The organism is Variovorax sp. P4_D9 (genome assembly GCF_056401695.1).
This window is the reverse complement of sequence record NZ_JBFUIU010000160.1, coordinates 1-14,250: the sequence shown is the minus strand read 5'-3', so window position 1 is coordinate 14,250 and position 14,250 is coordinate 1. Positions and strand designations below refer to the sequence as shown.

9 protein-coding genes and 1 pseudogene are annotated in these 14,250 nt (G+C 62.6%); 4 read left to right on the top strand and 6 right to left on the bottom strand.

Going from position 1 to position 14,250, the window contains the following annotated elements:
- Positions 1 to 761, top strand: a 761-nt coding sequence (locus AC1DY5_RS18580) for a hypothetical protein (RefSeq protein WP_478113653.1), incomplete at its 5' end; no start/stop codon positions are given.
- Positions 754 to 3,618 carry a hypothetical protein gene (locus AC1DY5_RS18575; protein WP_478113651.1) on the top strand — a complete coding sequence of 955 codons (2,865 nt, stop codon included), beginning with the start codon at positions 754 to 756 and terminating at the stop codon, positions 3,616 to 3,618. The genes AC1DY5_RS18580 and AC1DY5_RS18575, both read left to right, overlap by 8 nt.
- A 32-nt stretch (positions 3,619 to 3,650) precedes the next feature.
- Here AC1DY5_RS18575 and AC1DY5_RS18570 read toward each other — a convergent pair whose 3' ends face one another.
- Both AC1DY5_RS18570 and AC1DY5_RS18565 read right to left on the bottom strand, forming a co-directional pair.
- Positions 3,651 to 6,386: a DUF4062 domain-containing protein gene (locus AC1DY5_RS18570; protein ID WP_478113650.1), complete on the bottom strand. Its 2,736-nt coding sequence runs from the start codon at positions 6,384 to 6,386 to the stop codon at positions 3,651 to 3,653.
- A gap of 360 nt (positions 6,387 to 6,746) precedes the next feature.
- Positions 6,747 to 8,213, bottom strand: coding sequence for a hypothetical protein (locus tag AC1DY5_RS18565; protein WP_478113648.1), 1,467 nt, complete (start codon positions 8,211 to 8,213; stop codon positions 6,747 to 6,749).
- Between the two features lie 224 nt (positions 8,214 to 8,437).
- Between AC1DY5_RS18565 and AC1DY5_RS18560 the strand changes: the two genes are divergently transcribed.
- The gene (locus AC1DY5_RS18560; RefSeq protein ID WP_478113647.1) at positions 8,438 to 8,824 is read left to right on the top strand and encodes a response regulator transcription factor; all 387 of its coding nucleotides are present in this window, start codon (positions 8,438 to 8,440) and stop codon (positions 8,822 to 8,824) included.
- Positions 8,825 to 9,285: 461 nt separating this feature from the next.
- Positions 9,286 to 9,624 carry a hypothetical protein gene (locus AC1DY5_RS18555; protein WP_478113646.1) on the top strand — a complete coding sequence of 113 codons (339 nt, stop codon included), beginning with the start codon at positions 9,286 to 9,288 and terminating at the stop codon, positions 9,622 to 9,624.
- Positions 9,625 to 9,856: 232 nt separating this feature from the next.
- On the opposite strand, the pseudogene AC1DY5_RS18550 reads toward AC1DY5_RS18555, so the two are convergent.
- The 4 genes and pseudogenes from AC1DY5_RS18550 to AC1DY5_RS18535 all read right to left on the bottom strand — a co-directional run.
- Positions 9,857 to 10,954, bottom strand: a pseudogene (locus AC1DY5_RS18550) (DUF4158 domain-containing protein); the annotation flags it as partial.
- Between the two features lie 204 nt (positions 10,955 to 11,158).
- Positions 11,159 to 11,953: a hypothetical protein gene (locus AC1DY5_RS18545; protein ID WP_478113644.1), complete on the bottom strand. Its 795-nt coding sequence runs from the start codon at positions 11,951 to 11,953 to the stop codon at positions 11,159 to 11,161.
- 274 nt (positions 11,954 to 12,227) lie between these two features.
- Entirely contained in the window at positions 12,228 to 12,671 is a 444-nt protein-coding gene (locus tag AC1DY5_RS18540) for a plasmid pRiA4b ORF-3 family protein (RefSeq protein WP_478113642.1), read from the bottom strand.
- 507 nt (positions 12,672 to 13,178) lie between these two features.
- A partial coding sequence (locus AC1DY5_RS18535; RefSeq protein WP_478113640.1) for a phospholipase D-like domain-containing protein occupies positions 13,179 to 14,250 on the bottom strand: 1,072 nt, incomplete at its 5' end.

Sequence of the window (14,250 nt, the reverse complement as noted above, 5' to 3'; positions counted from 1 at the left end):
CCATGGAACTGGGAGTCGTCAAGATCAGCTATTCTCTGATCGCCCTTATCATTGGTGGAACGATCGGATGGATTCTGCTTCGAATCCGTTACGTTCCTCTCGCCATGTTGCGCTTGAAGGCGGCCGTTGGCCCAGATGTTCCGCTCGCGTCATCCCGTGTAGTGGTCATGAGGAGCTTAAGCTCCCTCACTATTTCGCTAGCCATATGCCCGCTCTTGGTAGTTCTGATCTATGGCTACGCTCAATGGCGCATTGAAGGTAGCGCGGGTCACCCCGAGAAGGTCCAATCCGTGATCGAGGCACGGGCACTGCTAGAGGCGGTGCTCCAGCCGATGACGGCGGTCTCGCTCGAACTCTGGATCTTCGCACTGTTGGCGGTTTCGGCGATCTGGATCGCGGCGAGGCGATCGGCATCGCGCCGCTCATGGGAGCGTGCAATCGAGACACGGCGAAGGGCTCATCTCGCCTCGCTTTCGACCCTACCCGACGAGGAGATACTCGCCGAGGCGTATCGGCAGGATCCTGAGGGGTTTGCTCGAATTCGTGCAGCCGCTACTGTCATCGAGTCGCGAAACCGCCAACAGATAAAGAAGACCGAGACAGCGCGCATGTTTACTCTGGGAGAAAGCAATGGTGAGGCGCAGCCGACTTCAATCGCTGAGCTCCGAAATTTGATCGCCGAACTCGAGACGCATGCTACTAGTCTAGAGGAAGTGAGCCAAGATTTCCCGCAAGGCACGCCGGGAGTCGATCATGAGTGACGAACAGAAGGCGAATTCGAATGACTCTGGGCCCGGTCCGGAGCATTTTAGGCAAGTCGCAGCTCGGTTGAGCGGACAAATAGCTGAGATCTGCCAATCCGTTCAGGTCCCGCTCGAAAATCTGGATGGCAGTGTTCGAACGGTGCCGTTGGATCAGGCTGAGCAGCAGGCGGCGATACGGAGCGAAGACCTTCGCGCCTCAATGCAGGCCGTTGTCATTGACGCGAAGCTGAGGGATCACGATCATCACGCGCTCTCTAAAGATAGGGCCGAGCCGCAGACACTCCGGGAATGGGTCGCGGCAGTCACCAGCGGCAAGGCGGCCGTCGCGTTGGCTTCGGGCGGGGGCGCATTTTCGATGCGAGTGTTGCAGCTCTGCCTGATCGCTGGCCTGGTCGGGTTGAGCGTCCAGTCTTCAGGGACGGTTGGACTGATCGAGCGCGCAAAAACTCTCGAACTAGGCCTGATCGCCAAGTCGAATGACGCCGCACTCGTGAAAGCGTCAGAAAACGCCCCGCGCCGTGATGAAGCGCCCTCGTGCGCCGCGGCGTTAGGCACATGCGCTGACGAGGCGACAACAATCGCTCGACTGCGCACGGTGTTCCGGGCCGGCGCGGCGCGCGCATTTCAACAAGAAGTCGCCGGTGCTGGGCGGGTAGCAGCGGAGGTACACCACGCCGTCTTCGAACTAGGAGCTGTGGATGCCCGGCGCGCCATCCTGACTGAAGGCGCGAGACCGGCCGCGCCCTCGCTGGACCCGGGCGTCGAAGGCCATGAATTTCGCTCATCGGCATCTCCGCAGTCGCGTGTCTCCGCCGCGTCTGACACTCTTGACGACGCCTTCAGGCGGCGCGTCGAGATACTGAGGGCTCACGAGCCAACCTGGCACCGGCTGGAGATATGGGCGGCACGGCCAGTCGCTGCAGACTATGCAGGGGAAGCCTTCCTACGAACCGCACTGGGCGACGTCAACGGCCCCAGTTTGCATTCTGTCCGCGCGTGGTCAGAGGAGGCGAGTTTTCAATTTACCAGCGACGTGATTCGCGGCGGCGATCCAGCGGCAGCGGCGCATTCGTTGAGCACGCGGCGGATCGAAACACCGGTCCACTTCGGCACAGCACGCGACCAGCGCCTGTTTCGCGATTTCAGCGCCGGAGTACCTGAAAGAGTTAACACGGAGCTCGCTGCATACAACTCAGGCGCCAAGGACCCTGGCTCGTTGCGCCGTACATTTGCGAAAGCTGGCGAACACATTCCAAATTCCTACAATGATTTCTTTCCCCCAGCGGCCGGGCCGGAGCCGAATGCGGTGCCGAGACGCGGTTCTGCAGGAGGTGCGAGCGTCGACAGATTGCCTTCGACAAGCCAATATGCCAGCGGAGGTGGGGGAAGAGCTTTTACCAACGTTGCATCGGCGCGCTCTTATGGACGCGTCCGATTCAGCGGAAGAATCGGCGGTGTGGTGTTTGGGCGGCCGGCCGACGGCGGGGGCACAGCGCCCGACGTCGTCGACCTGAAGTGGGAACTTGTCAACGCCAACGCAATGACGCTGGTCGCGCGCATGCGCGACGGAGGCATCATCCGTTTGGGGCCTTATCATCCAGCGGTCATTCACCATGCATTGACCTTCGTTGCTGATGGGAGGGTGGTGGTAGCGACTCTTCCTCAGCCCCTGGATGAGCCGCGAAAACTTTTCACGGTACCGGCCCGCAGGGTGATCGTCCATCCTGCCTTTGAGGACACAGCGTTTGCCTGCAACGCGATCCAGATCGATCGATTCGTGGATGCATTCACGGGGTCGCAACCGGCGGGTCAGAGCTCGGCCCGCACAAAGCGAATCAAAGAGACGCGCACGGGGGTGTCCTATCTCGGTCTGGTCTTGGCAAGTAGCAAGCCTTTGGAGGGCGAGCCCGCTGACGAGGTGCTAGCCGGAATCCAACGCCACATGCTCACGTGCAAGGGCGACGAGGCGTGCTTCCCGCTCCAGCGCTATCGTGCGATGGGAATCGATTTCGGTTCGGCTGAGAAGTTTCTTGCATGCTTGCGCGACGATGGGGACGCCGCGCATCGGCGCGACTGCCTGAGGAATTTTGAACTCGCCCGGACGGGCAACGCCTATATCGTGGACAGTGGGGTGCGCGAGCGCGCTTACAAGGTCGATCCGAAGCTCGGCTTCGTGTCGGGCACCGAGAACCGTGATGACAAAACGTGGCCTATTGAATTCATGATTCAGGCAGTACCTCAGTTGGCACATGAAGGTGACCTCAATGTGAGCGGAGGCCAAGACCCATGGCAGTTCCCGACAATTGCTGAGGACGTCCAGGCTGCGGTCGTCGAGGGCATTGAAGGAAACGCGGATGCGCAGAATGTGTTTCGGAATGTGCGCGATTTTGTGGCGCTGCAACGCCTCTTCAGAACAGCACTGAACGGAGAACTTGGCGAATCATTTCCGCTCGATGCGCTCGTGCGATTGAGTTCAGATACGAAGCGCTACGTCCGGGTCCAACGCAACGAGCGCTGGAATGTCAATGAATCGTTCTTTAGCTTTGCCACTGCTGTCCGCCAAGTCTCACTGGAAGAAATTCAGAAAGCCAGCCCGCAACTCCAGACAAACACAACCTGCAAACAGCGCGTTGACGACATCGTTGCGTCGGCCAACCGCGATCAGGCAGGCTACTTTGATTTTTGGCGTTCGTTTGCCAAGATCGATGTTGATTGCGCGCAGGAGCGATCGCTCGCTAAATTGTTGCGGATTCAAAGCGAGTTGCGTCGGCAGGATGTCATCGGTCAGGTCCTCGAGTTCGAGAACGTAGATAAGACAGCGCGGCGGGGCGCCCTTTTTTGCGAGGCCCTGTAGTGTAAAGATCCGCTGCTGAACATTGGGCGCAACTAGGTTTCCAAGCTGGAGAGGCAGGCTTGCGCGCGTTCGATATTCAGTCCCTCGGCGCGGGTTCGAATGAGATATCGCTCTACCCATTCAAACGCCACATCCCAGTTCGCCCGCCGGCGCTCGACTTCGACCAGTCTTTCAAACGCCAAGCACTCTTCTTCAAAAAGCGCGTACTGGCGGGCCAGTGACAGGCATTCTGTCGCGAACGCTCTTGCTTCGTTGAAGCGCTGCAGTTCCAGCGCGGCAGCGGCTCCTCTTTCAAGGGCGTTTACGAGCCGGCGGGCGTTTCCGCTGCGCCTCGCACGGCGGGCCGCCCTTTCGAAGCTCGACGCCGCATCATTCCAATGCCCGCGATTGATCTGCAACTGCCCAACTAAAAGGTGCGCCTGTGCCGATGCGCTGTCGTCGCCTGTCGCCGCTGCGCTCTCGACCGCAATTCGGCACCATGCTTCTTGCCGGCCCGGCACCTCCTCCACCAGTCCTTCAGCGAGCAGCCCGAGCACGGTCGCGGATTGCGTCCAGATTTGAGCGAGTGTCTCCCGCGGGGTATCGGCCCCGAATTTGCTCCCCTCGAGATCCGGAATACGCCACTGTGCAATGCCGGCCAGGGCTTCCGCTGGGGCCGCCGATTTCAAGGCGAGAACTTCGAGCACCCGCCGGTCAGGGCGGTTCGGGTTGGAGCGAGCGTCAATGTCGAACAGCCTCCTCGCAGAGCTTTCAGCACCGACTTGCGCTGCAATATTGCCCAATTCCCAGGCAAGCCCTCGAGCAATGTCGTAATCTCGGATTTCTTCTGACCAGGCGCCGCAGGTTCGAATCCGCGCCGAGCGGCTCAATTGCTCAAGCCACCCCACTGCATACGTCTTTGCTATGGCCACCAATTCCGACATCCTGTCGACGTCGCTCAAATGACGTTCAAGGGCCACTTCTCCCCCGGTGAGGTAGAGGATCTGGGGCGCCTCCTCAATCCATCGCTCGCGATGACTGCTCGCTAAGTGATCCAGTACGGCTGAGCCGACGCGTACTGCCAAGTCCGGCTGTCGAGCTACCAAGCCCTCGGCATAGAGACGCACGGGCCCCGACACAAGGTCAACCCGGGCTTCTCGCCATTGGATTGCGCGCCCCAACCCAATGCGGAAGGTTGACCAGACCGCCGGCGGCAGACGGTCCCCGCCAGCCGTCGTGACGGCTTGGCTCAGCTCGTCTTCTTGCAGCCCGCGCAGACTTACTGCCAAAGCGATCAAGACACTGTCCAGGGTCCGAGAAAACCGCGCAGGTACGCTATCTCGAAGTCCATCTAGAACGGCCTGCACTAACTCGTCATCGGAGGTGCAGCCGATGAGTTCACCAATCCGCTGGTCAAGAGAATCGAACTGGCCATAGCGTCGCAATTCGTCGAGGCATAGCATGAGCGCACCAAGGCGCCCTCCAAAGCTTGCGTTGGTCACGCGTCTGATCTGCTCGCCTGTCAGCCGCTTGCCGTAGATTCCCAGCAACTCTCGAATGAACTCGTGTCGCTCGCCCGATCCGAGGTCAGGTACTGTGACGATATCGAACTTGCGGCTACGCGCGATGTCGAGTAGGCGCTGCGAGCGAGTCGAAACAAGCACCTCGATGCCGTCGGGCAGCGACTGGGGCAGATCTGTCAGATCAGCTCGCGCATCCGATGTGTAGGCCTCTTCAAAATGATCGAAGAAGATGCGCGCCTTTTCTAGCTTCGTTCTCTTGAGGGCGGCAATCAGCTGACCAACTTCCCCGTCGATCGTCGAACGAGACAGCGGTGAACGGTTGTCGACCGAATCGAGCCGCAACCTCGCCTCGAGCAGGACGTTGGCTAGACCCTTTTGTGGAATTTCCCTTCCATCGATAAGCACCCCGCGGTCGCCCGCCGCACCGAGCCAGTGCCTACCGAGCGTGCTGAGACCGGAACTCGGCGCGCCGGTCAGCATGGCGGGCCGGGACTTTTCGCAGGCCCGCGCCAGTGCGGCAATGACAGAAGGGCTGTTTAGCTCTTTAAGAAGGTGTTCCCTCGAGGAGTAGATATCCGACCGCTTCCAATCTATCAGCGCTCTATTCAACAATCGTTCGGCCTGCGATTCGAATGCGTCAAGGTCGTCGTACTCAACCACGACTTCACCCGCGCAGGAGCGCACGAGGCTCTTCAAGGATTCCATCGCGCTCGAGTTCTCGCAGGATGTCCCCAGTTGCTCCGAGAGTTGCCGAGATCGCAGCAGAAAGATGGGACGAGGACCGCGATGGCCCGGTACTGATGCCTTCGACAGGGCGCGACGAATCTCCATCTCGGTGACGCTCAGCGCGATGCCTGCGCGGCCAGACGAGTCAGCGCATTCAAGGCTGATGAACTCGCTCAGTGTCGGCTGCCATCCATAGCGCTCACCCAGTATGCAAAAGAACAGTGGATAGCAGGCGTCGATCTCGTCCAAGCATATGCTGACCGCTCGCTTGTTCTCTGCATCCTCTTGAGAAATCCCCCACCGAAGGTCCACCTCGTACAGCGAAACGGCCTCCCGCCTCATTCGTTCTCGCAACCTGGGGAACACCGCGCGCGCAAGGATGTCCCGTTCGTGCTGCATGTCATTAAAAGTCGACGAAATGAATACCCGGGCTACCCTTGGAGAGGGCGCCCGGCTTCTGGTCTCAGTCGGTGGCCGTCGGCGAAAAAGCCTTTCGAGGAACGTCACTGCTGCACTCTCTCTTGGACGCCCACCGGTCATTTCCGGTATTCAAGCGCCGCGACTCGACTCTAAGGTGTTGAGGTTGATCCCGTCTTCCGGTCGTCACGTTAAAAGGACCAGTCGCCGGGAAGGCGGAGTGATGTTGCTACGTGAGTTCGTGCTTAGTCAAGTGGTTCCAGCCCCCTCCATCGCCACTGAGCATTCGTGACCCGTGAAGGCGAGCGTACAAAAGTGCGGGAGGTCAGAATGCCGGCTCTGGTGCAAACTTTGGGCGTGGTTCAGTTTCGGCCCTTTTTGGGTAACAGGGGCGAGCGCGAGCCGACCGTCGGAGTCGGCGGTCAGGGGATGTCGTAGGACGAGTGCCGAAGGACGCGCAGTGCCGTCCTTCGGCGACGCAGGTCAGGCCGGCCCGAGGCGCTCGAAGCCCAGCAGCTCGAGCCAGTGCGCATGGACCTGACCCGTCAGGAGTTGCTTGGGCGTCTTTCCGACGCGCTCGACGCGGCGACTGCGCATGAACGCGCGGTGGTTCAGGAAAAACTGCAGCAAGCTCAGGTAGGCGTCGCCCAGATGGCGTCGCAGGAAGAAGTAGCGGCGCAGCCGCGAGTTCAGGTTCTCCACCATCGAGCTCGATCGCGGCGTGTCGTCCAGGGCCGATCGCACGTCGGCGACGACGGCCACGAACCCCGCGCCCAGCCGAGCGTGCAGTTCGTTCCAGCGCTGCCAGTAGACCGTCGACGTCGGCTTCTTGCGGTGCAAGCGGCACACCTGCCGCACCCAGTAGAGCGGCATGTTGCGCCGCTGCGCGATGGACGCGAGCTTGCCGTCGAGCACTCTCGCGAAGCCCAGCACGTCGTCGCGCTGGCGTTGCAGGGCCACGCGCAGCGGACGAATCCGGTGGGGAGCGAGCGCCTCGCGCAGCCGCAGCTGCGCGACGATGAAGTCGAACAGTTCGCGACGTTCCTCGACATGCGGGCCGGCCAGCGACAGCACGTCGTGACCGAGCCAGCCGGTCAAGGTCGCGACGTCGGCAGCCAGGTGGCGCGCCTGCACTTCGGCTTGCCGGGCCCGGCCCAGGCGCGCGGACAGCTGGCGGCCGTCGCCGCCGTCCTTGGCAGCGCTCATCTCGAGCTCGAGCGCCTCGCGTCGAGACGCGCTGCCCTTGGCCAGGCGTGTGAGCACATTGGTCGCCGCCTCGCACTGCTGGCGAACGTGGAACACGTCACCGTGGCAGGGCTTGTCGCCCCAGGCAGCGACCTGGCCCGCACGCAGCCCCGTGCCCGCGTCGGCCACCGTGTAGTCGGGATCGAGCCCTTGCTGGGCAGCGTCCAGCAGGTGCACGCCCCAGGTGTCGGCGTCGCGCTGCTCGACGCCCTGCAGCAGATAGCAGTAGGTCGAGGCGGCATCGATGCCGGCGAGCACCGGCTGGTTGCCCTGGAAGATCTCGTCGTGCAGGCCCACGCGAACCCCCGACAGATCCTGCGCGCGGTTGATCATCTCGGCGCGCTGCGCGGCCTGCTCGACCCAGGAGTGAATCGTCCCGATGCTGAGCGACAGACCGAACAGGTCGCGCAGCAATTCCACCACCTGGCGATACGAGCCGTGCACGATCAGGATGACGGCCAGCGCGAAGCGCCGCACCCAGGTCTCACTCACGCGCGGGAATGTCTCGACCAGCGGCGCTGCAGGTGGCTGAGCAAACGCCACATCGATCGCCTCGCGCGCCCGCTCCCGTTGCGCCCGCACGAACTTGCGACTCGTGCCGTGCCGGCGGGCCAGGCGCGCCACGGGTTCAGCTCCCGACAGGGCCGTGATGCCCAGTCGTTTGCGGGAGGCGGTGCACAGAGCGAGGGCGCGGAATGGGGTCATGGGGAAGTCGCCGGACGCGAGCAGGTTGCGAAGCCAGCCAGTATCGCCAACCGGTGTCGGCGTCCCGCGCATTTGTTCACGCTCGCCCAGCGCCTTCCAGTCCAGCGGCGCCGATCACGGAAGTGGAACCCTGACTTGAACCACGCCAGAAATCGCATCTCGCGCGTCGCCATGCCGGGCAGCATGGCCTGCAGACCATCAAGGACAAAGCGCGAGGTGCAGACATGAAGGTGCTGCTGGTCGACGACTCCGTGGCAATACAGAAGAGCTTCGGCACGCTGCTGCAAGCTGCACCGGGAGTCGTTGTCGTCGGCTATGCGGAGGACGTGGCCAGCGCGCTGGCGTCCATTGCCTCGAACCCTCCGGACCTCATCGTCCTGGACGCCAAGTTGCGTGGACACGACCGCGGAATCGACGTATTGCGTTACGTCAGGCAGCACCATCCGGCCATCAAGGTGGTCGTGCTTTCCCAATTCGGCTGGGCCTCCGTGCGCCAGAGCCACATCGATGCCGGCGCCCTTGCGTACTTCGACAAAGGAATCGAATTCCAGCAGGCGCGAGATTACATCGCCGACCTTGCGAACGCCGAGTCCTCTGGGCATCCGGGCTGAAGAGTTGAGCCTTCCCGATTCGCCTATGCTGTTCGCGCCGAGCCGATAAACTGGCGCCCAATGCGTGCTCGCCGAAGAAGCGCAGCTAGATGGAGCACTTTGAGTGGCCACAAGTGGAGCAGTTTGGGTGGCCATCGGGGCGTGGGCGCTCGACCTGCGTGTTGATCCAGCGCAAGCCGGCGCATGCCGGGTCTTCCTACAATGGCATCAAAGCTATCTTCATGTTACAGCGTGAGGGGCCGACGCGAGGCCGGCACAGGTCGTAGTGGACGGATCGCAGGTCAGCCTGCAAGGGGCAAGGTTGATTGATGTGCGGAATTCGATGCCGTGCAAGGCTCCGCCTAAGCCGCGCCGCGCATCACCTCGGTGCTGAACAACTTGGTGGTCGAAGATTGAGTTCAGGCCCCGGCAAGCGCCACTCGGGAACCGGAGCAGTCGAAACCGGCGCAGGAGGTGAAGTGATGAGCATGATGCTCTTGCGGATGCTCGCAAAAGAGCAGCTTCCCCTGACCGTTGTCGACAGGGGTCGCATCGACCTGCTTCGAAGGCTTGACGGCGCGGGCTACGTCAAGGCATTCATTCCGGCCGTCCATGTCGATTGCGACAACCGTGCACGGCAGGATCCTGCGGTCGTCATTGAAATCACCGCTCGCGGGCGGCAGGCGTTGTTCGAGAGCATCGCCCGGGAAGCCGAACAAGCGATCCTCGAGCCGTTGGCGTCGGAGCGACCTCAAAAGGCCGAACCAGGCGAAGGGAGCTTGGCGCGGCTGCTTGGCGGCATGCTTTCGTCTCACGGCTGAGACCGTTCGACGGCGATGGCCCATCGAGACGAATGCGGCCGTCCACGGATTTGGTGGGTCATGACCTGGCCTGGACCCGATTCTGGGGTGATCTTTTGCCGCAAATTGACACGCTTACGCGAAATTTCACCTTAAAAATCAATGACTTGCGCCGGACGACTGCCGCGCAGTGAGCAGATTTCGGGCTTTCCGGCGAAAGCGCACCATTCTGCAAGGAAAGTACGATCACCCCTACAAGCGACGCGCGGCTGGGTGGGCGACGCTGCCCCTGGGCTGCAACAAGGGCTTCCAATCTGTCACGCAACTCGGTGTCCGGCACGGCGCCCTTCGTGCTCAGGCTCGTCAGCTCGGCGATCAACGACCGGTACAGCTCGGCCCAGTTGACCGTTTCGCCGACATCGCCGGCGGCACGACGCCACAGGTCGGCCACGCGGCGCTGGACCATCAGGATCAGTTGGTCGGTGGCACTCAGCAGGCAGTAGCGAAGAAAGCAGGCGACTTCCACGGTGCGACTCGGCTCCTTGATCTTTGCGCCGGCCGAGGGCGGTCTGGAGGCTAGCCGGCGCGCGTAGCGCCACACGATGAGGTCGGGCAGGGCGCCCAAGAATCGGTGGACATCCAGGCCGCGGAGTAGCTCGATGCGTTCGAGCACTTCACCGATCTGGCGCGTCGAGTGCTTGGCAGGGGCAGCCCACAACCAGCTTTGGTGGGTCTGCCCGCTGGGGTGCGGCTGCGCGATCGTGCGGCGCCAGCGTTCCAGAGTAGCGGCCTCGATCTCGGCGCCAATCGAGTCCGCCGTCCTGGCCTCCAGGTGGAGGAGGGCGGCGGCGATCAGGGTTCGGATGGCCCGGTCGTGGACGATCAGTAGCCGATGGTCATACAGCCAGCGCCGGGCATAGACCAGCAGCTGCTCGCGGTCAGCGCAGCGCGACACTTCGTCGCTGAGCAACCGGACCAGGGCACGCCGCTGATGCTCGGTCATCCACCGGAATCCGAGTGCTTCGCAGGCGACCTGCTGGTGGTCGAACAGGGTGCGGCCACGGCCATACATGGCGCGCAATGACGCGATCTCGGGGCCGTCGATGCCCAGTTCATTGCCCAGGTGCCGCCACAGTGCCGGTGGCACGACCCGCACGGCGTCCAGCAGCCGGCCACTCATGCGCAGGAATCCGATGTGCAGCGCCAGGCCCAGCTTGAGCGAGTCGCCGCGGCGCGTCTGGATCAGCTCATGCTCGGCACGGCTGAAGGTGAAGAATGCCTGCAGCTCGAAGGCGCTGAGATCGTGCGGCAACTCGCGCATGCCCAGGAATGTCGTCTGCCAGCCTTGCATCGCGCGCCTCCGTCGGTGGGGCACGCACGATACGCCCGCCGAAAGCGAACAGCAATCCCAAGCAAATCAAGGACTTGCCGACCCCCACCCGCGCCAGTGTTGGCGCTGCGCACCGTCACTCTGTGCACCGAAAACGAGTCGACCCCACTTAAAAGAGAGCATCCATTTCCTGGGGGTGTGCAGTGCAGCATCCTTTCCCCGTGGCTACGCTGCGAGGGGTATCTGATCCTGAGCGCCGAAGTGCGGATACCACCTCTCGAAGGACGCTCGTAGTTCGTCATTCAGGACTTGGGTACGAACCTGGAGCAGCAGATGCGCTCCGCGCGGCGTCCAGCGCATCTGCTGCTTCTTCACGAACCGCTTGGCGATCACTTGGTTGACCGCGGACTCGACAAAACCGGTGGAAATCCGTTCCCCGCATCGGTACCTCTCCCCGTAGTTGACGATGGCGCCGGCATTGTTGTCGACGTAGGTCGCGAATTCATCCAACGCCCGATCAAGTTTCTTGAGCACGACCGAGCTCGGCAGGCCCGCTTGCCGCTGGTACTCGCGCACGTCAGCGATGTCCTCGAGCAGCTTGTTCAAGGTGTCGTCGGCGCGGAACACGTTTCCATGCCACAGGAACCATTTGACGCGCTCGATGTTTTTGAGGAACTCTCCCTTCTCTGCGCCTTGCACCCCTCGTGCTGTCTGCAGGAGCTGCTCGATGCGCATGGCGACATGAAACCAATCCAAGATGTGCTCGGATCGCGGGTGCACGAACGCGCCGAGCTCGCGCACCGTGTCGCCGCCGTCACAAAGGAAGGTGATGTGCTGACGAGGGAGAATGCCTTGCGACTCAAGCACCGCGCGTAATCGACGCTTGGGTTTGCGGTCTACTCGATGAACGAATGCGAAGACTTTGGCCGCACCTTCTTGCGGAATGCTCTTTTCAGGCGATGACTTCGAAACAACCGTTGGCGCCGGGCAGGCGGTCGCGGCCTCGGATGTAGCCTCCATCCAGGCCCACCGTGATGGGAGCCGCCGGCTCCGGCGAGGCTTCAATCTCGCGCTGGGAGCCGCCGTCGTAAGCGAACTGTTCCGGGCCAGGCTCCGCCTCGAGTCGCTCCGCGGTGGCTTGGACGTGCTGGCGAATGGTCTCCTGATGCAATCCCTAATTCGATCGGCAGCACCTCCTGCAGCAGCGCCCTGACCGATGCAAAGGAGACTTGCGCCGCCCACTTGGCCTCCAGGTACGCCAGTTCCGGCGACGTGTGCACCGTCAGCAGTTCGCTCAACGGGCAGAACGTGACCTCCCGGCATTGCTCGCAAAGGCAGCGGTGCCAACGGGGACTGCGCAGGGCGACATCCCCGAAGGCGGTGCGCAAGCGCAGCGGGTGGCCTCGATGCGCAGGTCGTGCACCCACAAATCGCCGAAGTCGTATTCGTAGGTGAATCGCTCAAGGCGCCGCAGCGCCAGTTGGCCGATCTGGGCATTGTGGGCGTCGGTGTCGAAGGCCACGCCGCCCTCCTGATTGACTCCGTACTCGCGACCGCGAATCTCGAAGCGGTGAAGATGCATGTCCTGCCAGCCGAACGCGACCTGCAGGATCTGGTGAAGCCGGGCGACGCTTGTATCGCCTCGCACCAGCAGGCGCCGCCAGATTAGCGGGCTGATGCCGCGCAACACGGCGCGCAGCTGCAGGACCTCTTGGCCAGAAGATGCCCCGGTTTCCATCTCCAGAGCTTACTTTGCTGCACTGCACACCCCCAAGAAATGGATGGTCTCCGAACCAGGCGCCTCGGTCGCTGCGGTCGCGCTGCCGTTCGGGCTGAACGACAACCTCGTGCATCAATGGCGTCGCGGCCGCGGTTCATTGCGAGCGGCAGCATCGACGACGGTTGCCGAACCTGCGCCTGAGTTTGTTGCGCTGTCGTTGCAGGCGCCACCGGCAGCACCGGCACCATCACGCACGGCGGACGCACCCGCCGAGACGGTTCGCCTCGAGCTCAAGCGCGGCGCTCTTGGCGTGAGCGTCGTTTGGCCGGTCTCGGCGGCGCTCGACAATTCGGCGGCGCGCGCTGCCTGCTGGAGGCCCAGCGCGCTCAAGGGCTCGTCGACCGACTGGAAGATGCGACGTTCCATTCGGTCTGGCCATGGCGCAGGAAGTAGAAGTGGTCGCACGCCGGTGCGAGCGGTTGGGCGGCCGCGAGTGCGGCGAGTTGTCGGAGGCCTGCGGTCATCTCAGAGGAGCCATTCGATGGGGAGGATTTCGAGGAAGTTGATCCAGCCGCGCTTGAGGGCGTCTGCGCCAGGTTCGGTGGTGTACGTGGTGGGGCCTTCAGGGCCGTTGTCGATCCATTCGATGCCGTGGCCATCAGGCTGAAGGCGCACGAGGTAGGACTTGGCCGGAATGACAGAGTCGAACTGCTTCGTCAGCATCTCGGCGAACTCGGGACTGTCGATGATCACGCCCATCTCGGTGTTGAGCCGGGCGGAGCGAGGATCGAGGTTGAAGGAGCCGACGAAGATGCGTTCGCGATCCACGGCGAAGGTCTTGGCGTGCAGGCTCGATGCGGAACTGCCGCTGCTTCCGCTGCTCCCCGGAACGCCTCGGCGCCTGTCGTCGCTCTTGTCCGGCGGAGGTACGGCCGAACCGGGCTTGAGTTCGTAGATCACGGCGCCGCCCTGGAGCAGATCCTTGCGGTACTTGGAATAGCCGGCATGCACCGGGCTGACGTCGGTGGCGGACAACGAGTTGGTGAGGATGCGCACCTTCACGCCGTTCTCTGCCATGGTGGCCAGGGCCTTCGTGAAGTCCTTGCCCGGCACGAAGTAGGGCGACACCAGATCGATCTCGCGCTTGGGGTTGCCGAACATCTTTCGAAGCAGAGGCGCCATCTGGAGATCGGTGCGACTGGTGGACTCGAGCACCTTCGCGGGATCGTCGTGGATCACTTGCACCGTCGTCCACCCGAAGCTGAGCTGATGATCGGCGATCTGATGCAGAAGCGGTGTCTGCCGCACGGCCTCCACGTAGTGAAGTGCCTCGGGGTTCTGGGGAACCTTGTCCCAGCCTTCGCGCAAGGTTGCGGCGCCTTCAGGCTTCGCGGGCGCGATCACACTCGCAGCCGGATAGGCGGACGGGCTGTTCCAGAACAGATCGAACTGGCTGGAGACCTCGCCCACCACGGGCCCGACGGCCAACACGTCGAGATCCTGGAAACCGACTTCCATGTTGGCGCCGTAGTACTCGTCGCCTACATTGCGCCCACCGACGATAGTGACCAGGTTGTCGGCGGTGAAGGACTTGTTG

What these genes read in the sequence shown, in the direction of transcription:
- AC1DY5_RS18575 (WP_478113651.1), top strand. Translation starts at nt 754, where the DNA reads ATGAGTGACGAACAGAAGGCGAATTCGAATGACTCTGGGCCCGGTCCG.
- AC1DY5_RS18570 (WP_478113650.1), bottom strand. Translation starts at nt 6,386, where the DNA reads ATGACCGGTGGGCGTCCAAGAGAGAGTGCAGCAGTGACGTTCCTCGAA.
- AC1DY5_RS18565 (WP_478113648.1), bottom strand. Translation starts at nt 8,213, where the DNA reads ATGACCCCATTCCGCGCCCTCGCTCTGTGCACCGCCTCCCGCAAACGA.
- AC1DY5_RS18560 (WP_478113647.1), top strand. Translation starts at nt 8,438, where the DNA reads ATGAAGGTGCTGCTGGTCGACGACTCCGTGGCAATACAGAAGAGCTTC.
- AC1DY5_RS18555 (WP_478113646.1), top strand. Translation starts at nt 9,286, where the DNA reads ATGAGCATGATGCTCTTGCGGATGCTCGCAAAAGAGCAGCTTCCCCTG.
- AC1DY5_RS18545 (WP_478113644.1), bottom strand. Translation starts at nt 11,953, where the DNA reads ATGGAGGCTACATCCGAGGCCGCGACCGCCTGCCCGGCGCCAACGGTT.
- AC1DY5_RS18540 (WP_478113642.1), bottom strand. Translation starts at nt 12,671, where the DNA reads ATGGAAACCGGGGCATCTTCTGGCCAAGAGGTCCTGCAGCTGCGCGCC.